Source organism: Brevibacterium zhoupengii (genome assembly GCF_021117425.1).
GTDB lineage: Bacteria > Actinomycetota > Actinomycetes > Actinomycetales > Brevibacteriaceae > Brevibacterium > Brevibacterium zhoupengii.
This window is the reverse complement of sequence record NZ_CP088298.1, coordinates 237438-261168: the sequence shown is the minus strand read 5'-3', so window position 1 is coordinate 261168 and position 23731 is coordinate 237438. Positions and strand designations below refer to the sequence as shown.

23 protein-coding genes are annotated in these 23731 nt (G+C 61.4%); 6 read left to right on the top strand and 17 right to left on the bottom strand.

Features of this window, described 5'->3' with window-relative positions:
• Positions 1-99 precede the first annotated feature (99 nt).
• From LQ788_RS01180 to LQ788_RS01115, 14 genes are all read right to left on the bottom strand, one after another.
• Entirely contained in the window at positions 100-1353 is a 1254-nt protein-coding gene (locus LQ788_RS01180) for a CaiB/BaiF CoA transferase family protein (RefSeq protein ID WP_231444480.1), read from the bottom strand.
• A complete protein-coding gene (locus LQ788_RS01175) occupies positions 1346-2266 on the bottom strand; it encodes a hydroxymethylglutaryl-CoA lyase (RefSeq protein ID WP_231444478.1) in 921 nt (306 codons plus the stop codon). Before LQ788_RS01175 ends, LQ788_RS01180 begins: the two co-directional genes overlap by 8 nt.
• Positions 2267-2550: 284 nt before the next feature.
• Positions 2551-3798 carry a CaiB/BaiF CoA transferase family protein gene (locus tag LQ788_RS01170; protein ID WP_231444476.1) on the bottom strand — a complete coding sequence of 416 codons (1248 nt, stop codon included), beginning with the start codon at positions 3796-3798 and terminating at the stop codon, positions 2551-2553.
• A 437-nt stretch (positions 3799-4235) separates the two neighbouring features.
• Complete coding sequence (locus tag LQ788_RS01165; protein ID WP_231447538.1) at positions 4236-4817, bottom strand: hypothetical protein; 582 nt, start codon at positions 4815-4817, stop codon at positions 4236-4238.
• A 72-nt stretch (positions 4818-4889) separates the two neighbouring features.
• The gene (locus LQ788_RS01160) at positions 4890-5741 is read right to left on the bottom strand and encodes a fumarylacetoacetate hydrolase family protein (RefSeq protein ID WP_231444474.1); all 852 of its coding nucleotides are present in this window, start codon (positions 5739-5741) and stop codon (positions 4890-4892) included.
• A 275-nt stretch (positions 5742-6016) separates the two neighbouring features.
• Entirely contained in the window at positions 6017-6946 is a 930-nt protein-coding gene (locus LQ788_RS01155; RefSeq protein WP_231444472.1) for a BKACE family enzyme, read from the bottom strand.
• Between the two features lie 18 nt (positions 6947-6964).
• Complete coding sequence (locus LQ788_RS01150; RefSeq protein WP_231447518.1) at positions 6965-7732, bottom strand: SDR family oxidoreductase; 768 nt, start codon at positions 7730-7732, stop codon at positions 6965-6967.
• Between the two features lie 22 nt (positions 7733-7754).
• Positions 7755-9098: an MFS transporter gene (locus tag LQ788_RS01145; protein ID WP_231444470.1), complete on the bottom strand. Its 1344-nt coding sequence runs from the start codon at positions 9096-9098 to the stop codon at positions 7755-7757.
• Between the two features lie 55 nt (positions 9099-9153).
• Complete coding sequence (locus tag LQ788_RS01140) at positions 9154-10233, bottom strand: LacI family DNA-binding transcriptional regulator (RefSeq protein WP_231444460.1); 1080 nt, start codon at positions 10231-10233, stop codon at positions 9154-9156.
• 164 nt (positions 10234-10397) lie between these two features.
• Positions 10398-11702 carry an MFS transporter gene (locus tag LQ788_RS01135; protein WP_231444458.1) on the bottom strand — a complete coding sequence of 435 codons (1305 nt, stop codon included), beginning with the start codon at positions 11700-11702 and terminating at the stop codon, positions 10398-10400.
• A gap of 10 nt (positions 11703-11712) precedes the next feature.
• The gene (locus tag LQ788_RS01130) at positions 11713-12597 is read right to left on the bottom strand and encodes an SMP-30/gluconolactonase/LRE family protein (RefSeq protein WP_231444456.1); all 885 of its coding nucleotides are present in this window, start codon (positions 12595-12597) and stop codon (positions 11713-11715) included.
• A gap of 357 nt (positions 12598-12954) precedes the next feature.
• Complete coding sequence (locus LQ788_RS01125) at positions 12955-13869, bottom strand: universal stress protein (protein ID WP_231444447.1); 915 nt, start codon at positions 13867-13869, stop codon at positions 12955-12957.
• Positions 13866-15320, bottom strand: coding sequence for an APC family permease (locus LQ788_RS01120; RefSeq protein WP_394801322.1), 1455 nt, complete (start codon positions 15318-15320; stop codon positions 13866-13868). Before LQ788_RS01120 ends, LQ788_RS01125 begins: the two co-directional genes overlap by 4 nt.
• A 201-nt stretch (positions 15321-15521) precedes the next feature.
• Positions 15522-16070 carry a CGNR zinc finger domain-containing protein gene (locus tag LQ788_RS01115; protein ID WP_231444443.1) on the bottom strand — a complete coding sequence of 183 codons (549 nt, stop codon included), beginning with the start codon at positions 16068-16070 and terminating at the stop codon, positions 15522-15524.
• A gap of 96 nt (positions 16071-16166) precedes the next feature.
• Between LQ788_RS01115 and LQ788_RS01110 the strand changes: the two genes are divergently transcribed.
• From LQ788_RS01110 to LQ788_RS01100, 3 genes are read left to right on the top strand one after another with little or no spacing between them, the layout of a single operon-like run.
• The gene (locus LQ788_RS01110; RefSeq protein ID WP_231444441.1) at positions 16167-17525 is read left to right on the top strand and encodes an MFS transporter; all 1359 of its coding nucleotides are present in this window, start codon (positions 16167-16169) and stop codon (positions 17523-17525) included.
• Positions 17526-17567: 42 nt separating this feature from the next.
• On the top strand, positions 17568-17963 hold the full coding sequence (locus LQ788_RS01105; RefSeq protein ID WP_231444438.1) for an ArsR/SmtB family transcription factor: 396 nt from the start codon (positions 17568-17570) through the stop codon (positions 17961-17963).
• Position 17964: 1 nt separating this feature from the next.
• Positions 17965-18459 carry an SRPBCC family protein gene (locus LQ788_RS01100; RefSeq protein ID WP_231444436.1) on the top strand — a complete coding sequence of 165 codons (495 nt, stop codon included), beginning with the start codon at positions 17965-17967 and terminating at the stop codon, positions 18457-18459.
• Positions 18460-18594: 135 nt separating this feature from the next.
• Here the strand turns inward: LQ788_RS01100 and LQ788_RS01095 are convergent, their stop codons facing one another.
• The 3 genes from LQ788_RS01095 to LQ788_RS01085 are packed head-to-tail and all read right to left on the bottom strand — an operon-like array spanning position 18595 to position 21292.
• Positions 18595-19848: an FAD-dependent oxidoreductase gene (locus LQ788_RS01095; RefSeq protein WP_231444434.1), complete on the bottom strand. Its 1254-nt coding sequence runs from the start codon at positions 19846-19848 to the stop codon at positions 18595-18597.
• Between the two features lie 59 nt (positions 19849-19907).
• Positions 19908-20264, bottom strand: a complete 357-nt coding sequence (locus tag LQ788_RS01090) for a hypothetical protein (RefSeq protein WP_231444432.1) — start codon at positions 20262-20264, stop codon at positions 19908-19910.
• Positions 20213-21292, bottom strand: a complete 1080-nt coding sequence (locus tag LQ788_RS01085) for an APC family permease (protein WP_231444430.1) — start codon at positions 21290-21292, stop codon at positions 20213-20215. The genes LQ788_RS01090 and LQ788_RS01085 overlap by 52 nt, the downstream gene beginning before the upstream one ends.
• 136 nt (positions 21293-21428) lie before the next feature.
• Between LQ788_RS01085 and LQ788_RS01080 the strand changes: the two genes are divergently transcribed.
• From LQ788_RS01080 to LQ788_RS01070, 3 genes are read left to right on the top strand one after another with little or no spacing between them, the layout of a single operon-like run.
• A complete protein-coding gene (locus LQ788_RS01080; protein ID WP_231444429.1) occupies positions 21429-22127 on the top strand; it encodes a helix-turn-helix transcriptional regulator in 699 nt (232 codons plus the stop codon).
• Entirely contained in the window at positions 22124-23248 is a 1125-nt protein-coding gene (locus tag LQ788_RS01075; protein ID WP_231444427.1) for a PLP-dependent cysteine synthase family protein, read from the top strand. Before LQ788_RS01080 ends, LQ788_RS01075 begins: the two co-directional genes overlap by 4 nt.
• Positions 23245-23718 carry a RidA family protein gene (locus LQ788_RS01070; protein WP_231444425.1) on the top strand — a complete coding sequence of 158 codons (474 nt, stop codon included), beginning with the start codon at positions 23245-23247 and terminating at the stop codon, positions 23716-23718. Before LQ788_RS01075 ends, LQ788_RS01070 begins: the two co-directional genes overlap by 4 nt.
• Positions 23719-23731: the final 13 nt, after the last annotated feature.

Here is a 23731-nt window from a genome sequence, read left to right as displayed (position 1 = left end):
TCTCCTTCGAATGCAACTGATATCTGCTGTGGTGGAATGACTGTGCTGGTGACAGCGGGAGTGCTGCTGAGGCCTGGGGCGAGCCCGGGCACCGGGGTGTTACTGAGACTGTGTCTTCGATTCGCCGACTTCGGCGTCGACGGGTTCGTCTCTCGGATCCGACTCGAGGCCGGCGTCCGTCGCCGAGGTGTCAGCTGGTCCGTCGCGGTAGCGGTTGTTGTGCTCGCCGGGTGTGGGTACATCGCTGCGCAGTCCGAGTCGACGGCCGCCGAAGGTCAGCGGCAGCAGCGGCACGTCGACCTGGTCGCCGCTGGGCAGGCCGGTGCTGGCCAGGGCCCCGGAGGCGACGAGGTGGGCGTCGGTGGTGAGGTCGGCCGGGGTGTTGACCGGGGCGACCGGCAGTCCGCGGCGGGTGCACTTCTCCTCGATCTCGGCGAGGTCGAGTCGGGACAGTGCCGCCTGCAGTTCGCGGTGGATGCGATCGCGCTGGTCGACTCGTCCCTGGTTCGTCTCGAGCTCGGGATCGCCGGCGAGCTGGCTTAAGTCGAACTCGTCGCAGAGGTCATGCCATTGCCCGTCGCTGACGGCGGCGACGAAGATCTGGTCATCGTGCTTGTCGCGGAAGATGTCGTAGACGGCCCAGGTGGCCCGGCGGGTGGGCATCGGCCGCAGCGGTTCCCCGCTGATCTGAGCCTGCGCCATGTGCGTGCCGACGAGGAAGGCGTTGTTCTCGAACAGGGCGGAATTGATGACCTGCCCTTCTCCGGTACGTTCGCGCACACGCAGTGCAGAGAGCACGCCGATGACGCCGAACATGCCGCCCATGATGTCGTTGACGCTGGCTCCGGCGCGAAGCGGCTGTCCGGGTGGGCCGGTCATATACGCCAGGCCGCCGAGCATCTGCACGACCTCGTCGAGGGCAGTGCGTTGACCATAGGGTCCGGACAGGAATCCCTTGAGGGAGCAGTAGATGAGGCGCGGATTGCGCTGCGCGAGTTCCTCGTAGCCGTAGCCCATGGATTCCATCTTCCCGACTCGGAAGTTCTCGAGGAGAACATCGGCGGAATCGATGAGGGACAGGGCGACGTCACGGTCGGCCGCCTCGGCGATATCGAGTTGCACGGACTGCTTGTTGCGGTTGAAGGCGGGGAAGAGCCCCGAACCCGAACCGGGCAGGTATCGGGTCTTGTCCCCGGCGCCGCGCGGTTCGACCTTGATCACTTCGGCGCCGAGGTCGGCAAGGATCATCCCGCAGCTGGGTCCCATGACCATGTGGGAGAACTCGATGACGCGGATGCCCGCCAGCGGCAACTCCTCCGCGCCCACAGTCGAGGATTCGCCCTGCTCAAGCATGGTAGGCCGCCGGGACGGCGGGGATCGCGGAGAGGCTGGAGGTCAGTTCGTGGCCGACGGCAGAGGTCAACGGCTCCCGGATTGCCGAGAGTGCCTCGACGTCGACGCCGGTGTTCACGCCTTCGCGGTGCAGGAGGTGGACGAGGTCGTCGGTGCCGATGTTTCCGGCCGCGCCCGGGGCGAAGGGGCAGCCGCCGAGGCCGCCCATGGCCGCGTCGAAGTTCGAGATCCCGAGGTCGAGTGCGGCGATGACGTTGGCCATCCCGAAGTTGTAGGTGTCGTGCAGGTGCAGGTTGACCGGTTTGCCCGGGAAGGCTTCGATGACCGCCGAGGTATTCCTGGCCACCAGCGATGGGTTGGCGTTTCCGATGGTGTCTGCGACCCCGACCCCGTGTGCTCCGGCATCGACGAAGGGACGCAGGACCTCGACGAGGTGGTCGGCATCGGTGATGCCGTCGAAGGGGCAGATGAAGCTGACCGCGGTGGCGATGTCGAAGCGCACGCCGTTGTCACGGGCGAAGTCAGCAGCTTCGAGGAGACGCTGTGTGGCCTGGGCGATCGGGGCGTCGGAGTTCGCCTGCGAGTGACCTTCGGAGGCGGAGAGGACGAGTTTGATGTTCTTCGCCCCGGCATCGACGGCTCGCTGGGCGCCCTTGAGGTTGAAGACGAGTGTGAAGAAGTCGACGCCTTCGGCCTCGTGGGCCTGGAGGCGCTGCAGGACCTCTCCGGTGTCGGCCATCTGTGGGACCTTCTTCGGATTGACGAACGATCCGACCTCGATCTCCTTGAGTCCTGCGGCGATGAGCTGCTCGCCGAGTGCGACCTTGGCGTCGGTGGGAACGATGGCGTCCTCGATCTGGAGACCGTCGCGCAGCGTTGTGTCGAGAATCGTGACCGATGTGGGCCGAACCATGGTGAGAGCTCCTTCTTTGACCTGCCTCATTCCCGGACAGCGGGAAGAGATCGGCCTCACGCACCATTGCGTGCTGCCGCCTGCCATCAACATAGCCTTTCGTCGGCCCCCTGTGGTGAGCGCGGACGGAAATTGTTCGCTATGTGAGAAGCGGACGTGAAGTGAAGACGGTCACTCCCGTTTAATGGGACTTATGTTCTCGGCAGTTCGGAGGCACGTATTTGGTCCCGGTCTGAGGCGTCGACCACGACTGTCGTGATTGCTCAGCAGACTGTCGTGACTGTTCAGTCGCGCTCGGGCAGTTTCCCGCCGAGCTGCTCGAGCACTTCGTCGGTGTGCTCGCCCAGATCCGGGCCGAGGTGGTCGATCGGGATCGATGAGCCGCCGATGACCGGGGTGATTCCCGGGAAAGCGACATCACTGAGCGTCTCTTCGCCGGTCGAGACGTCGAGGTGCTGGATCATGCCGCGCGCTGCCAGCTGCTCATCGGCCACGAGGTCTTCGGCGGTGTAGATCGGCCCGGCGGGAACGCCCGCGGCATCCAGAGTCTCGACCACCTCGGCGACATCGCGCTTCGCGCACCAGGCTCCGATGGCCTCATCGAGTTCCTCTCGTCGCTCCCACCGTCCGGCATTGGTCTGCAGGTCGGGGTCTTCACCAAGGTCCGGGCGGTCAACGGCATCCATCAGGCGTTTGTAGATTCCGTCGCCGTTGCCGGCGATGACCACGGACTTTCCGCCGGCGCAGAGGTAGCCGTTCGACGGGGCGATGCCCTCCATCCGTCCGCCGGTGCGCGTGCGAGTCTCGCCGAAGGCGGAGTAGTCAGGGACAAGGGACTCCATGACGGAGAACATGGCCTCATTCAGCGCGACGTCGACCGTGCGATCAGCCAGGGAACCCCGGCCTTCGAAGCTGTGATCGGAGCCGACGACAGCCTCGGCGGCCCCGGTGATCTTCTGGCGCTGACGATCGAAGAGCATCATCACGGCGCCGAAGGCGGCCTGCATGCCGGCGATGGAGTCACCGATCGAGATGCCCACGCGCACCGGGGGCCGGTCGGGGTCACCGACGAGCTCGCGGAAGCCGGAGTAGCCTTCGGCGACGGCGGCGAAACCGGGACGTTCGGACATGGGACCGGTCTGGCCGAAGGCGGAGATGCGAACCAGGATGATGTCGGGGTTGGCCTCTTCGAGGACCTCAGGCCCAAGACCCCATTTCTCAATGGTTCCGGGGCGGAAGTTCTCCAGCACGATATCACTGCGGCGCACGAGCTCAAGGGCCGAGGCTCTGCCTTCCTCCGAGCGGAGGTCGAGGACAACGGACTTCTTATTGCGGTTGATGGTGCGATAGAGCATCGAGGTGGTGCCCTGCTTGAGGCGCCAGTTGCGGAGTTCGTCGCCGCTCTCGGGGCGCTCGATCTTGATGACCTCCGCACCGAAGTCGGCAAGCATGCGCCCTGTGGTGGGCGCCGCGATGTAGTTGCCGAGTTCGAGGACTCGCACACCGCTCAGTGGAAGACGACGTGCTGTCATGTCGATGCTCCTGTTCGTCGATCGGGCTCGGGCCAGTCTGGTCTCCAAGCGATCTGGGCTCGGACCTGGCTGTTCCCGGACCTGCCTGCTGGCCGGTGCCGGTTTCTCCCGCACCACTTATTGCTGCACTAGTCGATGCGGGTTTCTGTCTCTCTGCAATAGTGCCAGGTCAGCACAATCAACGGCGACATTTCGGAAGGTCTGGACGCCGTCGGGTCGGTGGCGGGAGGCGGAAGCGATGACCCTATCTTGTTGAAACGTCATTCACCGCGACTGTTTTCTCAGAGCTTGCTGTGAAGATCGGCAGGAAATGAACAGCCTCTGAGACTTGAGCCAATTTCACGCAATTTTCCTTGTTCCCTCTTGTGTCAGGACTGTTGATGTTTAAGACTGGCAACCAAGCCGCAGGACGCGGCCGTATGTCATCAACCAAGGAGCTAAACATGTCGGAAAACTTTGGACAGGACAACGAGAACTTCGGCGGCGGCGACCAGGAGCAGCAGGGCGGCGGCTTCGGTGGCGGCCAGGAACAGCAGGGTGGCCAGCAGCAGGGTAACCAGCAGCAGGGCGGCGACCAGGGCGGCTTCGGCGGCGACAACGACCAGCAGCAGGGCGGCTTCGGCGGCGACAACGAGCGCAGCGAAGGTGGCCAGCAGGGTGGCCAGGAGTCCGGCGGATTCGGCGGCGGCGACAACGAGCGTGGCGGCCAGCAGTCCGAGCAGGGTGGCTTCGGTGGCGACAACGAAGGCAGCCAGGGCGGACAGCAGTCCCAGGGCGGCCAGGAACAGGGCGGCTTCGGCGGCGGCGACAACGAGCGCAGCGAAGGCGGCCAGGGTGGCGGCGACCAGCAGGGCGGCGGCTTCGGAGGCGGAGATCAGGGCGGCCAGCAGGGCGGCGGCGACTTCGGCGGCCAGCAGGGCGGTCAGGAACAGGGCGGCTTCGACCAGCAGCGCTGATTCCCACAGCTCTAGGCAGTAATCGAAGTGGGGCGGTACTCCCGATCGGGAGTACCGCCCCACTTCTGTGACTCGGCTCTGACTCCGTGACTCGACCCTGGAGCCCGCGACCACCTCGGCGGTATTACGCTTCCGTCACTGAGTGACGGTCACGGCCTGACGGTGTCGACCGAGGCCCTCGATCTCCATCTCGACGACATCATCGGCAGCCAGGAACGGGAACTTCCCCGACATTGCCACGCCCTGCGGCGTTCCGGTGAGGATCACATCCCCGGGCTCGAAGGGCATCGTCTGGCTGAGTTGATAGATGATCTGCCCGACGTCGAAGATCAGGTCACGCGTCGACGAATCCTGGCGGACTTCACCATTGACCCAACTGCGCAGTCGCAGGGATCCGGGATCCACCTCGGCGGCGGGCCTGATCCACGGGCCCAGAGGGGTGAAGCCGGGGAGGTTCTTCCCCTTCGACCACTGACCGCCGGATTCCTCGATCTGGAACCTGCGTTCGGACAGGTCGTTGGCCAGCATATAGCCGGCCACGTGCGAATACGCGTCCTCCGCCGAGGCGACTCTGAAGGCTCGGCTGCCGATGACCAGTCCCAGCTCGACTTCCCAGTCGGCCTTCGTGGCGTAGGGCGGCAACTCGAGCGCATCGTAGGGACCGGCGATCGTCGATGGCATCTTGAAGAAGACGACGGGCGCCGCGGGCGGCTCTGCCCCTGCCTCTCGAGCATGCGCCGCGTAATTCATGCCCACGCACACTACTGCCGAGGGACGAGCGACAGGCGCTCCGATGCGCAGATCCGCCGCTCCCTCGAGGGGTTCGAGGCTGCCTTCGTCCAGTGCGGTGCGGACTCGTCCGATGCCGTCGTCGGCAAAGAACTCTGGAGTGATGTCGGTGGTCAGGGGGCGCAGATCGTAGTGGACGTCGTTGTCACGCACGACCGGGATCTCGTGCCCGATGGGGCCCAAACGCAGCAATTCCATACGGTTCCTTCCTTGTTCACCAGGCTTCCGCATCCGGCCGTCGTTGGACGGACGCGCTATGTGAGCCTGTGGGCCCACGCTAGCGGCGTCTCACATCCTAGGTTGGAATCGTTCAAGTATTGGACATCAGTTTTGTGGACCATCGCACAATCTCTTCCGCACTGCGGAATTGCGGGCGCTCGGCGGACTCAAGCACAAGGCCCACGCGTCAGATCGGCGTGCGGTTGAGAGCCAGAATTGACGACTATCAGCCGCACACCGAATTCTGGCGCCCCTTAGAACGACACGTGATCTGCACCTTTAAGCCCGAGCATCGCCCGAGCCTCGTCTGGAGTCGCAACCTCCATCCCCAGCTCTTCGACGATCGTGCGCATCTTTGTCACTTGAGCCGCATTCGATTCCGCAAGCTTTCCCGGGCCGATCCAGAGGGAATCTTCCAGCCCGACACGAATGTGTGAACCCATAGTTGCCCCCATAGTTGCTAAGGGCTGCTGGTTCTTACCAGCACCGAGGATCGACCATTGAAAGTCTTCGAGGAGTCGCTCTGCTGTGCGGTGCATATGCATAAGGTCCTCCGGATGTCCGCCGATCCCGCCGAGCAGACCAAACACCGACTGCACGAAGAGAGGGCCTTTGGCCAGACCTCGCGCTTGGAAGTGGGCCAGATTGTATAGATGCGAGATGTCATAGCACTCGAATTCGAAGCGGGTGCCATTTGAATTCCCAATCTCGAGGATCCGTTCGATATCAGCGAATGTGTTCTTGAAAACGAGGTCCCGGGAGTTTTCAAGGTGCTCGCGTTCCCAGTCGTTCTTGAACGTTGAGTATTTATCGAGCATTGGGAAGAGCCCGAAGTTCATCGAGCCCATATTGAGGCTTGCGAGTTCCGGCTTGAAAGTTGTGACCGGCTGCATTCGCTCTTCGACGCTCATATGCGGCGACCCGCCAGTGGTGATATTGACGACCGCATCCGTGTTGCTCGCAACTTTCTGCAGGACGGGCTCGAAATGCTCCGGGTTCTGGGAAGGTCGACCATCTTCAGGGTCCCGGGTATGCAGGTGAAGGATCGCTGCGCCCGCCTCTGCAGCACCGATCGCCGCGTCGGCGATTTCGTCCTGAGTGATCGGCAGATGAGGCGACATCGTTGGCGTGTGGATGGCTCCTGTAACCGCCGAGGTGATGATGACTTTTCGTGTCTGTGCCATAAGTGTGTCCCCTAATTCTCAGTAGAGCTTTTCTGTATTACCGTCGACTGCCATGGCCTGGCCGTTGACATGAGAGGCCATGTCGGAAGCCAGGAATACAGCCATGTTTCCAATGTCGTTGGCGTCTGCGAGTTTGTTCAGCGAGGACTGGCCCGTGTATAGACCAGTAACTTCTTCGACGGCCTTCCCCAGCATTTCGGCTTTGGACTCGATAACCCCCTCGATCCGAGGTCCACCAACTGCACCAGGACATATTGCGTTGCAGCGGATGTTCTCACCACCGAGTTCGATTGCGAGGGTCTTCGTCAACCCGACTACTGCCCACTTTGTTGCTGAATAGGGACTGCGGCCAGCCATGCCCAGCCGCCCTGCAGCCGAGGACAAATTGACGATCGCGGCAGATGAGCTGGTTCGCAGTAAAGGCAGAAAATATTTGACGCAATAGAACTGGCTGTGGATGTTCACATCAAAGGTCGCCAGCCACGCTTTCGACTCTAGATTTTCGATGGCACCTGTGGGCCCTGCAATCCCAGCGTTATTGACGAGGACGTCGAGAGTCCCCCACTCTTTCTCAATTTCAGCAGCAAAATCTGCGACCTGCCCTTCATCAGACGCATTCGACACGGAAGCTTTCATCCCATCGCTTCGGGCAGAATCGACTGCGGATTCCACAATGTCGGTCACCCATACTTCTGCACCAGCCTCTGTGAATCGTTGGGCGATGGCCCGACCGATTCCAGCAGCCCCTGCAGTGATCAGAACGCGTCTACCTTCGACTCCGAGCATGCTCATACTTCTGCCTTTCATTTCATTTTTCCGAGTTTGTAGGAGGTTGAGTGGAGCCGGAATTCTGTGCTTCCTCGGCATTGGACTCGTGCCCTTGCTTGAGGAACGGGATGAGGAAGGCACCGATTATGCAAACTCCGACGATCAGCCACAGCCCTGAAACGCCTGATCCGGTGACGTCTTCCATGAAGCCCATGATGTATGGCCCAAGGAATCCTCCGAGGAGCCCAACCGTATTGACGAGCGCAAGTCCGGCAGCCAATCCGACTCCGGAAAGTCGCGTCGCCGGGTACGTGAACAGAATCGGCTGGAGCGCGAAAAAGTTAAATGCCGCCAAGCAGAAGCCGATAAGACCAAGCACTGGCCCACCTAGTGCACCGATGATGAACCCTACGATGATTCCGATCATGGAACCCAGAGCGATCTTCTTCGAGGTGCTGGCTGTTTTGGCGAAACGCGGTAACAGCAATGCACCGACCGCGGAGAACACCCACGGGATCGCGGTCAACAGCCCGATCTGGATTGAGCTCAACTCGCCCCAGCCGCCGATGATCGAAGGAAGGAAGAAGTTGAGCGCATAAACGGCGAGCTGGTGCCCGAAATAGACGCCGACGACCAGAAGTATCTGCGGATCGCGAACGATATCAGCGAGACGATGATTTGATGCCCCTGAGGCTCCGGCTTGTTCTTCCGCGTCAATGGTACTTTCGAGCCATTCAGCTTCTTCGGCACTGAGAAACTTGGCCTGCTTCGGGCTGTCTGGTAAGAATTTCCAAACCAGGAGCGCCAGGAAGCATGCAGGCACGCCTTCGATGAGGAACATCCACTGCCAGCCGTGCAAGCCTAGAAAACCGTCCATCGTCAGAAGCACGCCGCCGATAGGAGCCCCAACTATGTTGGCAATCGAGACTCCCAACAGGAACGCACCATTGGCCTTGGCCCGGTCTTTGACGGTGAACCATTTAGTCAGGTAATACATGACGCCGGGAAAAAGCCCAGCTTCGGCGACGCCGAGCAACATACGCAAAATGTAGAAAGACCACTCACCTTGGACGAACATCATCGCCGCTGAGATCAAGCCCCAAGTGATCATGATGCGCATGATCCACCATCGAGCACCGACCTTGTGCATGATCATGTTCGAAGGGATCTCGCATACCGCGTAGGTTAGGAAAAATAGCCCAGCACCAATGCCGTATGCCGTGGCGGAGATTCCCAGATCAATTTCCAGCCGTTCTTTGGCCATTCCGATGTTGCTTCGATCGAGAAAAGCCAAAATATAAGCGGCAATGAGCAATGGCATGAGCCGAGCGAAGATCACTCGATTCAACACTTCCGGCGACCGCAGCGTCGCTGATTTCGACATGGTTTTCCTTAATATTTCGAGAGTGAGCACACTGGCAGTTCTTGGAACTAGACGCTCAATCTCTGGTTGTACTTAGAGCATTGAATGAATCGGGGTGGCAACCACAGCTGGTTCCTGTGTGAATTTGGTGGCGACAGATCACTTCACGAGTTGGCGCACCTGGGTCCTCGATATGGTCGAGCAGTACGGAGAACGCCGCCTTCGCCATCTCCGCGACTGGTTGAACAATTGTCGTCATCCCCATCAGCGGTGATCGGGAGCGGGCAAGACCATCGCTTCCGACAACGATGAGATCATCGGGAATGCTGATTCCATTGACAACCGAGTGTTCGATGACGCCCAGCGCCACCTCGTCGGAACCGCACACGATGGCCTCTGGCCGGTTGTCTGGATCGCCAAGTAGCTCCTCCGCCGCAATCCTTCCGCCGTTCCGGTGCAATCGAGTGCTCACCTTCCAATCACCGGGGATGGAGATTCCATGTTCAGCCGCTGTCTCTATGAACGCTTTTTCTCGGTCGGCCGAAGCTGTAGAGAAACGTGGGCCGATGACCGTTGCGATCCTCGTAACCCCGTGTCCCAGGACATGTGTCATAAGTTCGCGCGCGGCCAAGGCATCGTCAATGCCGATGAAGCTTGCGCTGGCATGCTCGACCTTACGAGAGAGATTGACTACCGGGATCCTGGCGCTATTCAAAGTCCCGTACGATCGCGCGTCGAGTCGCATACCGCCAGTGGAGATAACGCCGTCGACATTACGGGCTGACAATGTCGACGCAACGTGGTCCAATCGTTCCGGATCGTCTCCGGTGGTGGAAACGAAGACGTCGTACCCTTCCTCCGCTGCCGCCTCGATAATGGCCTGCGCCCAATGCATGTGCATGTAGTTCACCATCGAAGGAACAATCAGTCCGATCACACGCGTCAACGACCGATTGTGCATCGCCGATGTCAGCGGTGACCTGTATCCGAGTTCGTTTGCCTTCTCGATGATCTGCCGGCGAACAGCTGATGACACGCCCGTCTTTCCATTGAAGACGTAGCTGACTGTCGCAGTCGATACTCCACAGGCACGCGCGACTTGGGCTGCTGAAACACGAGGACGAGACAACTCGCCGTGCTCTACCTCTTGCATCATTGACACCTGATTCCTCCACGTCCCTGTGCAGACTGAACACAGCCATTGGACTCCCACTCGGCATCGTTAAGCAACGTTAAGTTTATGGACGATGCTTTCCGAGCACACTCCCGCACAAGTGTCGCGTCAGAACTGTGGCTTCATGCGTCTAAAAACAGGTGCTTTCAGACCCGAAGTCTGCCGGGCTGCCTGACGAACATCTGAACCACGGCCCCCAAAAGCGCGAACCCAGCCATGGTCAGGAAACAATACACATACCCCGCGCTAGCTTCCCATCCGCCTCCAATGGTGACGAGACGACCGATGAGCACGGGGGCGATCCCTCCGCCGATAAACATGGCCGTTGTAATGACACCGTTGGCGGTTGAAGTGCCTCCGTCGGGAGCAGAATCTGACGCTGCAGCATAATAGATTGGCCACACAGCATTTGCTACTAAGCCGAAGATCAACTGAACGATCACAACCAGCAGTGATGTTGTCGCGAAATACAGTGCGGCTACGCTCACCGACATCCAAATTCCGCAGATGATAATAGTAGGTTTCCGCCCGATCTTGTCGGACAGACTCGGCCAGATAATCTGCCCGAATATTCCTGTCAAGGCGAACACGACGCTCAATCCCGCGGATTCTGCGAGAGAAAGTCCCACGATGTTGTACAGGTACGGAGGCAGCACGGTATTCACTCCCATGTACACGATCTGCGTAAGCATCGTTGTCACCGCGGTAATTGTGATTGCGGGAGTCATCACAGTTTTTCTTAGCAGACCCTTGGCGCGGCCCTCCAGGTTCTCAATCGCATCAGGTCGAGTCAGTCCCTTGGCATCGAAATCCTGGTAGAGAGCTACGATCTTGTCCTTCGTCGAGTATTTCGACCAAAAGAGCATCACAGGCACAGCAATGAATACAGCAAGGAAGAAGGCATACGACCATCCGTCGGCACCGAACCAGCTAAGTACGGCCGCCGCCATAACCCCCGAAAGCAGGGAGCCTATTGGGTAGCCAGTGTGGTGAGCACCAAGCGCAAACCCGCGCTTCTCCTTCGGCCACCATTCTGCAGTATTACTGACACCAACTGGCTCGCCCCAACCTGCACCAAGGTTGACTCCAAACCTGAGCGCCAAAAACAACACAATATTGCTGCTGATGAGTTTTAGCCCCGAGATAAAAGACAGGACGGCCATGCCGATCACGAGCGGCACTTGAAACTTCGCGCGCTTCTCTCCACCGCCGTACTTATCGCTCAAGGCCGAACCAGGGATCGGCATAATTGCCAGCGAGAGCATGATTAGAGAGGCAATGATCCCCCACGTGTCGGGAGATAGGTCAAGGGATTCTGAAATAGACGGCCCCAGGCGCAGGATAATCTCACGATCGTAAGCGTTGATAATCCAGATCACCCAGCACACAAGAAGGGAGATCCACGAGTATCGGTGTATGGAGCCAAGGGATTTGAAGAGACCTGATTTCATCTGGCGGTCCTCACTTTCCGTACCGGGGCTCGGCAACACCGGTGACTCCCAGACCTGTCACTGCAAAAAGAGATCCTCGCAGTTGCCCATCTTCGGGGAAGCGCGGAAGCGGCGGCTTAGACATGGAAGTGACGTACAAAACGTCCAGGTTGGGGCCGCCGAAGGTAAGACTGGTCGCTTTAAGTACCGGCATCTCGAGTAGTCGGTCGATTTTTCCGTCTGGCGAGTAGCGAACGATAGTTCCGCTGTAGACCAGCGCCTGCCAAAGATAGCCTTCAGAATCGACAGTGGCCCCGTCAGCAGCCCCGCCGCCACTGGTGTCCACTTTCGTGAACGTACGTCGCAAAGACGCTCCCCCACTCGAGGCGTCGTAGTCATAGGCCCAAATCTCGCCTGTCCAGGTGTCGGAGAAATAAAGAATTGTCCCATCAGGACTGAAACAAGGTCCGTTCGAACAGATGATCCCCGTATCCAGGACAGAGAGACAGCCATCCACGTCATATGAGTAGAGCTTGCCGCTCGGCTCTTCTTCGAGCGTGTCCATAGAACCGAATACAAACCGACCTTGACGGTCCACCTTTCCGTCATTGAGTCGGTTCTTCGGCTGATCGGGTTCAGGATCCACGAGAAGTTCTTTGGCGCCGCTCTCCACATCAATGCGATACAGCCCGCTCTGAAGTGCTGCGAGAAAGTAGCTGTTATCGGCACCAACGGCAATTGAACCAATGGGCTCTCCGACCTCCCACGCTCTCAGCTCTGTCCCTTGTGCCGTGGAACGAAAGATTCTTCCATCTGCGCTGTCGACCCAGTGCAGCCGCTGTGAAGCCGCATCCCATACCGGACCTTCACCCAATTTTGTCTTGACATCTAATAGCACTTCGATCTTTTCAGCCACTCTGATCCGCTCCTTTGTTCACTACCAGAACGCAAAGAAGCGCGGTGCTCGTACCTACTCTGGTCGGCACTACGAATTCGCTTCATTGCGGCGTGGGGCAATCCAATTAGAGAGCGGTCAAAGCGTGTTAAGCAACATTAATAGGAATGTATTCACTGGTGGCGGGGAGCAGAAGTATCGGCTCGGCTGGCTTTTATGAGCATGCCGGTAAGCCATCACAGCGCGATGCGACCACCATGCGGCCCTATGCCTGTGGGGCGATAGCGCCGGGGGCTGGCTGTGGCCGATAACCCAAAAATTGAATTCAGCGCCCTGCCCCGACTCCCCCAGCCGTCAGACGGCCGCTGTCTCCGGAACTCAGACGGCCACCGAGGTGTAATCAGACTTCGCCCGGCGGGGCACGACGACGATGGGCACCGGTGAGTGCTGCAGAATCCGCATCGCGTGGCTGCCCAATGACACCCGCTTGAGCGCCCCGAGGCCGGAGGAACCGAGCATCATGATCTCGGGATCCTCCCACTCGACCGCGGACAGTGCGCTCTCCCAGTCCGATCCTGTCCCGATGGCGACATCGGTCTCGCCGGGCTTGATCTGGAGACGATCGATCGAGCACAGGATCTCGTCGGTGTCTCGCCGGATCACATTGGCCCACTCATCGATCACGCTGGACTCGACATCGAGTCCCACACCGGCTGCCGAAATCACCCGCGACCGGGGTGCGAACGAGGCGATGCGGAAAGGCACACCGGATTCGGCAGAGACCACTGCGGCCCCGAGGATGAGGTCCGCCGAGGTCGACGATCCGCTGTACGCGGCAGTGAGCCTGCGCAGGCGAGCCTCCGGGACAACCCGGTATCCGACCGGGGCAAGTGCCACGGGCAGGCTGGCGCTGTGCAGCAGCCCGGTGGAGACGGAGCCCAAGGCGATCCGTCCCGGCTTCCCGTCAGCGGCGGGACCCACGACGAGGCGGAACGCATTCTCCTTCTGGCACATCTCGAGCAGTCCCCGTCGCGATGAACGGGCACTGTGGACGAGGCATTCGGACTCGATGTCATCGGGAAGGAGCGCCCGCACCTCGTCCAGGGCAGCCTCGGCGACGTTGCGCAGCTTCTTCTGGTATTCGCTTTCGAAGAGTGCGGGACTCATCGGCCAGGCGGCGGAGTCGATGGCTACAGCCACCAGTCTGTGTCCGTATGACCGTGCGAGTACGATCCCCAGCTCCACGGCTGGCCTATTGTCCTGACTTGGTGCGATGCCGACGACGATACTCATAGTTTCCCTCCCGCAGGATCGGATCCGCCAATGCGTTCTTGTTCTGCCCGCTGCTTGCCGAGCACCGAGGACTTGCGACCGAAGATGAAGTACAGGCCGAGGATGACCGCCGTCCAGATGAGGAAGACGACGATCGTGATGACCTGCAGGTTGCTGATGATCCACAGGCAGCCGATGATCGCGAGCACCGGCAGGACCGGGTAGAAGGGCACCTTGAAGCCGCGCTCCAGATTGGGTTCGCGCACACGCAGGATGATGACGGCCATGGACACGACGACGAAGGCCACGAGGGTGCCGATGCTCGTCATCTCGGCGAGGAAGTTCAGCGGAATGAACCCGGCCAGGATGGCGATGACCACGGTCACGACGATCGTGCCCTTGACCGGGGTGAGCGTACGGGGATTGACCTCGCCGAAGAGCTTGGGCATCATTCCGTCGCGTGACATCGTGAACAGGATGCGGGTCTGGCCGTAGATCGAGACGAGCGTGACGGAGAAGATCGAGATCACGGCACCGGCGGCGACGACGGTGCCTGGCCACTGGGCGCCGACGATGTTCTCAAGAATCGCCGACAGCCCGGCCGTCTGCCCCTCGAACTCCTGCCAGGGCTGAGCCGACAGAGCCGCGACGGCGACCAGAACGTAGACAGTGGTGACGATGATGAGGGCGGCGATGAGCGCCCGGGGCATGGTCTTCTTCGGGTTCTTCGTCTCATCGCCGGCCGTGGCGACTGCATCCATGCCGACGTAGCTGAAGAAGATGAGGCCCGAGCCTGCCACCACCCCGGAGAATCCGAAGGGCGCGAAGTCGGCGAAGTTGTCGACGTTCCAGCCGGTGACTCCGACAAGTACGAAGAACAGGAGGACGCCGATCTTCGTGCACACCATGACGGTGTTGATGACGACCGATTCCCCGGTGCCGCGGACCAGCAGGAAGCAGCACATGACCAGCAGCAGGATCGCGGGCAGGTTGACGATCCCGCCTTCTTCCGGCGCGTAGGCCAGGGCGTGGGGGATCTCGAAGCCGAAGAGGTTGAACAGCAGCTGGTTGACGTACTGTGACCAGCCGACGGCGACCGCGGCACCCGCGACCCCGTATTCGAGGAGGAGACAGGCCGCGACTCCCATGGCTGGCAGCTCGCCGAGCGTCGCATAGGCGTAGGAGTAGGAGGACCCAGACACCGGCACACTGCCGGCCAGCTCCGCATAGCAGATGACCGCGAGGCCGGCGACGAGGCCGGCGATGACGAAGGACCAGATCACTGCGGGTCCGGCCACGGGCACCGACTCGGAGAGGATGAAGAAGATGCCGGTGCCGATGGTCGATCCGACGCCGATCATGGTCAGAGAGAACAGGCCGATCGTACGTTTGAGGTCGCTCTCCGGACTCTCGCCCTGCTGCGGGACCGGTTTCACTCGGAACAGCTGCTGTCGCAAAGTTGCCATTGTCATTCTCCAGACTTCGTCGTCTTTCCTGCCAATGAGTACCGGGGCCATCGATCATCGGGGATGACCGCCAGACCTGATCCGGCACTGTCGCTATTGCGACCATACGACAACCAGGGGCGATTGGAGGAGCCGGCGGGAAGGATTTTCGGATAGGAGCACGATCTCACGCCAAGGCCAACAGCCCTTGTCAGTGGCGAACCCTTGTCAGTCGCGAGTCTTCCGGTAGTGCCGCAGCGCCTTGTCGCGACCTCCGCAGGTCTGCATCGAACACCAGCGTCGACTGCGATTGCGTGATGTGTCGAAGAAGAGCCATCCGCAGCTCGGACACGACTTGACCCGATCAAGTCGATCGCCGGTCAGCTCTGTCAGCGCCGAATCCGCGAAGCGAGCAATAAGGTCCGGCACACCCCACGTCTGTGGCCAGGCACGGACGATCGCTCGCCCCGACGGCCGATATCCCCGAACTTTCAGGCCCCGGGCCTGCGCAGCGGCAATGGAGTCCAGACCGTGCTGCGGCACCTCCGCCCCCGAGGCGATCGCCGTGAATGTCGCGAAGACGTCTTCCCTGAAGGCGCGCAGGTCTGCGAGCTCTCGGCTCGACGGCGGAGATGCCAGAGCGAGGTCAAGCGATCGGGCCCATTCGCCTGCGATCTCTGCGGACCTCAGCCAATCTCGTTCACCGGTCTCCTGCCGGTCGGGGATCGAGTTGGCGAGTTCCAAGCAGTGCGCATTGCCGACGTGTTCAAAATCCATTATCTCACTTTACCACCTAACTTCTATTGACAGGTGAGATTTCACGCATAAGACTTGACCTCCTAACTATTGTTCACCGGTTAAGGGTTGATCATCATGAACTCACCATTCCGCTGGCTGTGGACCGGGGCAGGCCTGTCGAACCTCGGCGACGGCATCACCCTCACGGCACTGCCCCTCATCTCTCTTGCTGCGGGCGCAGGACCGGGCGAAGTCGCACTCGTAACGACGGTCGCAACCATCGCGTGGCCAGTCTTCGGACTGCACGCAGGATGGCTCGTCGACCGCCTCTCACCCCAACGGCTGCTTGCCGCGGTCAACGGATTGCGTGCGCTCGCACTTGTCGGACTGTCGGCCACCATCGCCTTCGACTCCTCAGTCACGATCGCCGTCTTCGCAGCGGCCTTCGTCTACGGCCTGGCGGAGACCCTGGTCGACACATCCCTCATCGCCGGCATTCCCCGCACGGTCTCGCGAACCAAGCTCACCGGCGCGAACTCACGCATCGAAGCGACCATCAACATCGCGAATCAGCTCGCCGGTCCACCCCTTGCAGGCCTGCTCCTCGGCGCCACCGGACTCCTCGCCGCAGCATCGGGCGGCGGACTGTATGCACTCGCTGCAATCGCCGGCATCGGTCTGATCCGCTCGATGCACCGCCGCGCACCGGGCGACTGCAACGCCAACCATGACACCGACAGTGGCCGCACGCCCGGAAGCTCACGTTCAAAATCCGCGCGAGACACCTCGAATCAGCGCGGCCTGCAGAGGGTCAGGGAAGGCATGCGTTTCCTCTGGAGGCATCGCCTGCAACGCGAGCTCACACTGCTGACCGCGGCCATGAGCTTAGTCTGGGGCGCATGGACCGCAACATTCGTCCTTTATGCAGTCACTCCTGGCCCGCTCAACCTCAGCAGTGCTGCCTACGGCTGGCTGCTCACCGCAATGGCGATCGGCGGCATCATCTCCTCAGCCCTCACCGAGCGACTGCAGGCGAGATTCTCGACGTCCGCGCTGCTCTTCATCGATGCAATCGGCACGCTCGGCCTCGTGCTCCCGGCCGCGCTCGGCGCGCCCCTGCCGATCATCATCGTCGGGCTCGTCACAGCTGGAGCAGGCTCAACGATCTGGAGGATCCTCGTCGCCGTCATCCGACAGCAGACGACACCCAACCACCTCATCGGCAGGGTCTACTCCGCCTCCCGCGTCGTCAGCTGGGGAGCCCTTCCGCTCGGCGCAGCACTTGCCGCCCTCGGCGTCGAAACCATGGGGCTGCCCGGCGTCTTTTGGATCAGCAGCGGGCTGTCGATCGGGATCTGCGGCTGGCTCACAGCGGCAATGCCACGCATGCAGGCGAGGATCGCCTACGCAGAAGCTGAGACTACGACTACGAGTGCGGGCGCGGGCGCAAATTTATTCAACCCAACGGTTGACAAAGAATCGAACCAGGCCTAGATTTGTAATCAACCACAAAGTTGAATACAGAACGGAGGTCCAGTGGCAGATCAGCTGACAAAGGTGTTCGCAGCCCTGGCCGACCCGACTCGACGAGACATGGTCGCCAGGCTGTCCATCGCCGACGCCACGGTCAACGAACTCGCCGAACCCTACGAAGTCAGCGTTCAGGCCGTGTCGAAACACCTCAAGGTGCTCGAGGACTCCGGTCTGGTCACTCGCACCCGTGACGCCCAACGCAGACCAGTCCACCTCGAAGACAATGTGTTCGATCTGATGACGAAATGGATCGAGAGATACAGACAACAGGCCGAAGAACGCTACCAACGCCTCGACGCCGTACTCGATGAGATGAACGCGGACGAGGACTCAGAGAACACGGACCTCACAGCCACCTCGGCGAGGGGATCCGCACAAGAATCAAGCAAAGGAGCATGACATGACCACCACCAATGACACCGACTATTCGACTCTGCAGCTCGACGTCCCCGAGGGAATTCAGACCGTCTCGATCACTCGTGACTTCAAGGCCACTCCGGACAAGGTGTTCCGGGCCCACACCGATCCTGAGCTCTTCGTGAAATGGTCCGGACCCGACACGATCACGAACACGATTCGCGAATGGGACGCGCAGACCGGCGGGAAGTGGAGCTTCGTCTCGACCGACGACAACGGTGAGTACGGATTCTTCGGCTCCTTCCACGAGGTGCGGGAGAACGAGCGCATCGTCCAGACCTTTACCTTCGAAGGCTTCCCGGATGCCGTGAACCTCGAGATCCTCACGCTCACCGACCTCGGCGATGGGCGGACCCGCCTGCAGTCGACATCGGTCTTCGACTCACTCGAATCGCGCGACGGAATGGTCGCCTCCGGGATGGAGCACGGAATTCGCGAGGGCTATGACAAGCTCGAGAAGATGCTCGCGGAAGGGTGAAGTTCCCCGTTCCAGAACTGCCCCGGCAACTTTGCGGGCGCTGAGCAACCTCGCTAAAGGTTGCTCAGTGCCCGCAATGTTGCTGAGTCGGACTACAGCCGCCGAATCCGAGCAGTTCCGGCAGGGTCTCGCCGCTTAGGCCAACTCGAGGCTTCGCTCCTTCTCCGCGAGGACACGGTCCCGGATGGCCAGGAAGCAGGAGACGGCGTCACCGGCGGCCGCGACGAGCTGCTTCGTGCTGCCGGCGCGAACATCACCTGCGGCGTAGACACGATCCATGGATGTTCCATGGTCGGCTCCGGTGAGGATATAGCCCTGCCCGTCCACTTCGAGGCTCGAAGTGAAGTTCGCACTATTGGCCCGCAGCCCGATGAACTCGAAGACCGCATCGGCGCTCACGCGCGCCGCGAGGCGTTCGGGTCCGTGGACGAAATCCACGCTCACCGAGGCGGCCTCTACCGTGGCAGCCCCAACCGAAGCGGTCCCGGGGGCCGAGGAATCCACCTCGGCGAATCCGGTGATCGCGGTGTCGGTGACGACGGTGATCTTAGGGTCGGCCAGCACCCGTTCACGCAGAACGATGTCGGCGGTCAGCTCGGGCAGGTTCTGCAGCATGACCACCTCGTCGACCAGCGTCGCAAGGTAGAGAGCCTCCTCGCAGGCGCTGTTTCCCCCGCCGACGACGACAAGCGTCGACCGACCCTTGTACGCCGGTCCGTCGCACGTCGAGCAGAAGTGGATTCGGCTCCCCAACAGAGGCTCCTCCCCCGGTGCGCCGAGAGTGCGATAGGTCGTCCCAGTTGCCACAATGACGCTTCTGGCTCGGATCTGCTGCCCGTTCGACAAGGCGAGTTCGACCCGTTCGTCGCCCGCTTCCAGCAGTTCGAGGACAGTGGTCGCCGAGAGCAGCTCCGTGTTCTCCCCCTCGGCGTGCGTCAAGAAGGTTTCAGCCAGGCTCCCGCCGCCGATGCCGTCGGGGAAGCCCGGATAGTTGTCGATGCGCTTCGTCGTTGCCGCCTGACCGCCGAAGCTGGCCGAATCGACGACGAGCGTGGACAGCCCTTGCCGTCCGGCGTAGATCGCGGCTGTCAGCCCCGTCGGGCCTCCCCCGATGACCACGAGGTCGTACTCTTCACGGTGTGCCCAGGGAATGATGCCCAGCTTCTCCCCGATCTCCTGGTGGGTCGGTTCGATGAGGTGAGTGCCATCTGCGAAGACCACGGTGGGAATCCTCCGCTCGCCTCCCTGCAGCCTGCGCACCTCTTCTTCTGCCCCGGGGTCAGCCTCGACGTCGATGAAGTCGAAGCCGACGTTGTGGGTGGTGAAGTAGCGCTTGCTGCGCATGCAGTCCGAGCACCATTCGGTGCCGTAGACGGTGATTGCTGACATATTGTGTTGTCCTTCCATCGGAATTCGAGTTAGTGCGTTCGTTCGGGATACACGGTCGCTCAGCGCTCGGGCGAACCATCACCCACCTCGGCGAGGGGCCTGTAGGGTGCGGACGACAATTCAGGTCCACGCGATAGTCGCGGGTAGCGCCAGGCACACCAGCCGGCTCCCGCGCCGACCCAGATCAGGGCAGAGAGGATCACCGTGCCGGTGAGATCCGAGGTCAGCAGGACGAACTGCAGGCATGAGACAGCGATGCCGACGACGAGCAGGATCTTGTGCACGCCGAGGTTGATGGTGAAGGTCGATGCCGCGTGCAGCTGCGGAAACAGCTTCCGCAGTCGGATGGAGGCGATGAGGATGATCACCGCGTTGATCTGCTGCAGCGCCGAGGCGGCATTGGCGATGTTCGCCATGTCCAGTGACAGCAGGATCGGGGCCACTCCGATGAGGAACACAGAGTCAGCAGCCAATGCGGGGTGCCGAAGCGACGGTTGACGGAACCGAGCCAGCCGGGAAACCATCCGGCCTCGACCGCCGCGAGGATCGCCTTCGTACCCCACAGCATGTTCGAGTTCAGCGACCCGACGAGGGCGAGGACGGCTCCCCCGAAGATGAAGAAGCCAAGCCCTGCCGGATTGAGGATGTGCTCGGCGACGAGAGTCATCGGCTGCCCGGCAACCTGGTCGATGGGCAGTACTCCGGTGGCCGGGATCGCCAGCACCACGTAGAGCAGGCCCGAGAGCAGTGTCCCGCCGAGGGCCGCGATCGGAATCGCCCGACCGGGATTCTTCAGCTCATCGCCCATCTCGGCGATCACCTGCCCGCCGCGGGTCGCGAACGAGAGCAGTGCCGCGGCCTTGAACAGTTCGAGCGCACCATGAGGCATCGGCTCGGCGAAGACCGTCCACTCGACATGGAACATGCCCACGACGACGAACAGCGCGAAGGCGGACATCATCAGCACCCCGATGATGATTCCGACGAAGGACGAGGCAGAGGCTCCCAGCAGATTGACCACGAAGAAGATCGCGAGCATCGCCAGTGCGATGACCACCGGGTCAATGGCCGGAACGAGCGAATGCAGGTACTGCCCTGCCGCCAGACCGTAGATGCTGATGGACAGGTTACCCAGAGTCCACAGCCACATATTTGCGAACCCCGCGACCGGATGGATCAGCCTGGAGGCATAGGTGAAGGCCCCGCCTGTCGTCGGCATCGCGGCACCCAAGGCCGCGATGGGCGCGGTGACCAGCATGACCACTGCCGTGGCGAGGATATAGGCCAGCGGCGTCCCGCCTCCGGTGACGGCGATGGCCGTGCCCGTGAGGGCGATGACTCCGCCGCCGACGATCTGGTTGAACGTGATTCCGAGGGCTCCGGGAATCCCAATGGTCCTCTTGAGATTGCCTGAGGCCGTGGCGTCATTGCCAAGCGCTGACATAGTTCTCCTAATAATTTGAAGATTTCAACTGTGTGTGGAAATCTAAGTGAGCGAATCCACATTCGCACATAATGAAGTGATGTGCAAGACTTCCACTAGAAGTTGAAATTTGCTCACCGCGCAGAGGAGAACACCAGTGACAGCGCTCAATTCGGATCGCTTTGACCAGAAGGTTCGGGAGACCCTCGACCTGCTGGCGGGGATCAGCGAGCCTCTTGCTCGGGCCCTGGGCGAGGGCTGCGAGGTCGTCGTCCACGACCTCACTAACCTCGATAACTCGGTCTTCGCCATCGCGGGCGGAGTCACCGGCCGTGAGGTGGGCGCTCCGCCGACCAACCTGCTCCTGCAGCACGTGCTCAGCGGGGCGCAGGGCGATGTCATCGGCTATCCGACGTCGCTGCCCGGCGGTCGCACCGGGCGGTCGAGCACGATCATCATTCGGGAGCCGGAATCGGGCACTCCGATGGCTGCCCTGTGTCTCAACATCGACGTCACCAACGTCAGAGTCGCCCACGAGCTGCTCGGCTCGCTGCTCTCGACTCCACCTGCGGTCGCCGAGACCAGCGATGAACCCGATACCGGTGAGGTCTTCCCCCACACGGTCAGCGAACTGACGTCTCAGATCGTCGCCGAGGTGATCGAGAGTGCCGATGTCCCCGTCGAACTGATGAAGAAGTCCCACAAGCTCGAGGTCGTCGCTGAACTCGACCGCCGTGGAGTCTTCCAAGTCAAAGAAGCCGTGGCCGGAGTCGCCTCGGCGTTGGACGTCACCCGCTACACGATCTACAACTACATCAACGAGCTCCAAGGCAAAGCTCCGGAAGGACAGTCATGACCGACACCCACGATCACGCGTTCGCCGCTGTCGACGACGACATCGACCGCTACGATCCGCAAGCTCGCCGGTGGCTGGCCGGCGCCATCAGAGCGGTGAAGTCAGATGCCAACAGATCCTCGGACACGCACCTGCTGCATGTGCCGCTGCCTTCCGACTGGGGAATCGACCTCTATCTCAAAGACGAGTCGAGCCATCCCACCGGGTCACTCAAACACCGCTTGGCTCGCTCGCTCTTCCTCCACGCACTGTGCAACGGCTGGATTCGCCCTGGTCGCCCGGTCGTGGAGGCCTCGAGCGGATCGACTGCGGTCTCTGAGGCGTATTTCGCTCAACTCATCGGCGTCCCGTTCATCGCTGTCATGGCTCGATCGACGAGTGCTCAGAAGATCTCCCTCATCGAGTTCTACGGCGGCACCTGCCATTTCGTCGACAACGCCAATGAGGTCTACGAGGTCGCTGCTGATCTGGCTGCGGAGTCCGGCGGTCATTACATGGACCAGTTCACCTATGCCGAACGAGCCACGGACTGGCGCGGCAACAACAATATCGCCGAGTCGATCTTCGATCAGATGTCGAGTGAGACTCATCCCGAACCCTCCTGGATCATCGCCACCGCCGGCACGGGCGGCACCTCGGCGACCCTGGCCAGGTATGTTCGCTACACCGGTCGGGCCACCGGCATCTGCGTGGCCGATCCGGACAATTCGGCCTTCTTCGCCGGCTGGCGCGACCATGATCCAGCAGCGACGACTGATCAGGGGTCTCGGATCGAGGGCATCGGACGACAGCGGGTCGAGGCGAGCTTCATCGCGTCGAGCATCGACCGGATGATGCACGTTCCCGACGCTGCCGCCATCGCATCCATCCAGCTGCTCGAGACACTGATGGGGCGCCGTGCCGGGGCGTCGACGGGCACCGGCCTGTGGGCCGCATTCCGCATCGTGTCGCAGATGAAAGCGGCCGGACAGACGGGAAGCCTGGTGTCGCTGATCTGCGACCCCGGCGAGCGCTATCTCGACAAGTACTACTCAGCCCAATGGCTGTCCGAAGCCGCGATCGACACCACCGGCTACCGTGAACGCCTCGACGAATTCATGACGACAGGAGTCCTCAGATGAGCAGCGAATCGACAATCACACCCGAAGCACGCCTCGACCAGCGCGGACTGGCGATCCCCGATGTTGCCGCGCCCGTGGCCGCCTATGTTCCCGCCGTGCGTACAGGTCAATTCATCTACACCTCGGGCCAGCTTCCCGTGCAGAACGGGCAGCCGATCCACACGGGCAAGGTCGGTGCCGAGGTCAGTCTCGAAGACGCCCAGGCCGCGGCCCGCCAGTGCACCCTCAACGCACTGGCCGCCATCCGCGCGATCACCGGTGATCTGTCTGCGATCAAACGCATCGTCAAGGTCACGGGCTTCGTCGCCAGCACACCGGACTTCACTGCTCAGCCGCAGGTGATCAATGGTGCCAGCGAGCTCCTCGGCGAGGTCTTCGGCGACGTCGGAGTCCATGCCCGCAGCGCTGTGGGTGTGGCGGTCCTGCCGCTGGATGTTCCGGTCGAGATCGAGATGATCGTCGAGGTCTGAGCCCCCTTACACC

Excerpts from the sequence above, each read along its gene's own strand:
- LQ788_RS01170 (WP_231444476.1), bottom strand. The coding sequence starts at position 3,798 with ATGACAGCACGTCGTCTTCCACTGAGCGGTGTGCGAGTCCTCGAACTC.
- LQ788_RS01175 (WP_231444478.1), bottom strand. The coding sequence starts at position 2,266 with ATGGTTCGGCCCACATCGGTCACGATTCTCGACACAACGCTGCGCGAC.
- LQ788_RS01125 (WP_231444447.1), bottom strand. The coding sequence starts at position 13,869 with ATGAGTATCGTCGTCGGCATCGCACCAAGTCAGGACAATAGGCCAGCC.
- LQ788_RS01180 (WP_231444480.1), bottom strand. The coding sequence starts at position 1,353 with ATGCTTGAGCAGGGCGAATCCTCGACTGTGGGCGCGGAGGAGTTGCCG.
- LQ788_RS01070 (WP_231444425.1), top strand. The coding sequence starts at position 23,245 with ATGAGCAGCGAATCGACAATCACACCCGAAGCACGCCTCGACCAGCGC.
- LQ788_RS01095 (WP_231444434.1), bottom strand. The coding sequence starts at position 19,848 with ATGTCAGCAATCACCGTCTACGGCACCGAATGGTGCTCGGACTGCATG.
- LQ788_RS01135 (WP_231444458.1), bottom strand. The coding sequence starts at position 11,702 with ATGAAATCAGGTCTCTTCAAATCCCTTGGCTCCATACACCGATACTCG.
- LQ788_RS01145 (WP_231444470.1), bottom strand. The coding sequence starts at position 9,098 with ATGTCGAAATCAGCGACGCTGCGGTCGCCGGAAGTGTTGAATCGAGTG.
- LQ788_RS01160 (WP_231444474.1), bottom strand. The coding sequence starts at position 5,741 with ATGGAATTGCTGCGTTTGGGCCCCATCGGGCACGAGATCCCGGTCGTG.
- LQ788_RS01090 (WP_231444432.1), bottom strand. The coding sequence starts at position 20,264 with ATGGCGAACATCGCCAATGCCGCCTCGGCGCTGCAGCAGATCAACGCG.
- LQ788_RS01115 (WP_231444443.1), bottom strand. The coding sequence starts at position 16,070 with ATGGATTTTGAACACGTCGGCAATGCGCACTGCTTGGAACTCGCCAAC.
- LQ788_RS01120 (WP_394801322.1), bottom strand. The coding sequence starts at position 15,320 with ATGACAATGGCAACTTTGCGACAGCAGCTGTTCCGAGTGAAACCGGTC.
- LQ788_RS01155 (WP_231444472.1), bottom strand. The coding sequence starts at position 6,946 with ATGGCACAGACACGAAAAGTCATCATCACCTCGGCGGTTACAGGAGCC.
- LQ788_RS01085 (WP_231444430.1), bottom strand. The coding sequence starts at position 21,292 with ATGTCAGCGCTTGGCAATGACGCCACGGCCTCAGGCAATCTCAAGAGG.
- LQ788_RS01100 (WP_231444436.1), top strand. The coding sequence starts at position 17,965 with ATGACCACCACCAATGACACCGACTATTCGACTCTGCAGCTCGACGTC.
- LQ788_RS01110 (WP_231444441.1), top strand. The coding sequence starts at position 16,167 with ATGAACTCACCATTCCGCTGGCTGTGGACCGGGGCAGGCCTGTCGAAC.
- LQ788_RS01150 (WP_231447518.1), bottom strand. The coding sequence starts at position 7,732 with ATGCTCGGAGTCGAAGGTAGACGCGTTCTGATCACTGCAGGGGCTGCT.
- LQ788_RS01140 (WP_231444460.1), bottom strand. The coding sequence starts at position 10,233 with ATGATGCAAGAGGTAGAGCACGGCGAGTTGTCTCGTCCTCGTGTTTCA.
- LQ788_RS01075 (WP_231444427.1), top strand. The coding sequence starts at position 22,124 with ATGACCGACACCCACGATCACGCGTTCGCCGCTGTCGACGACGACATC.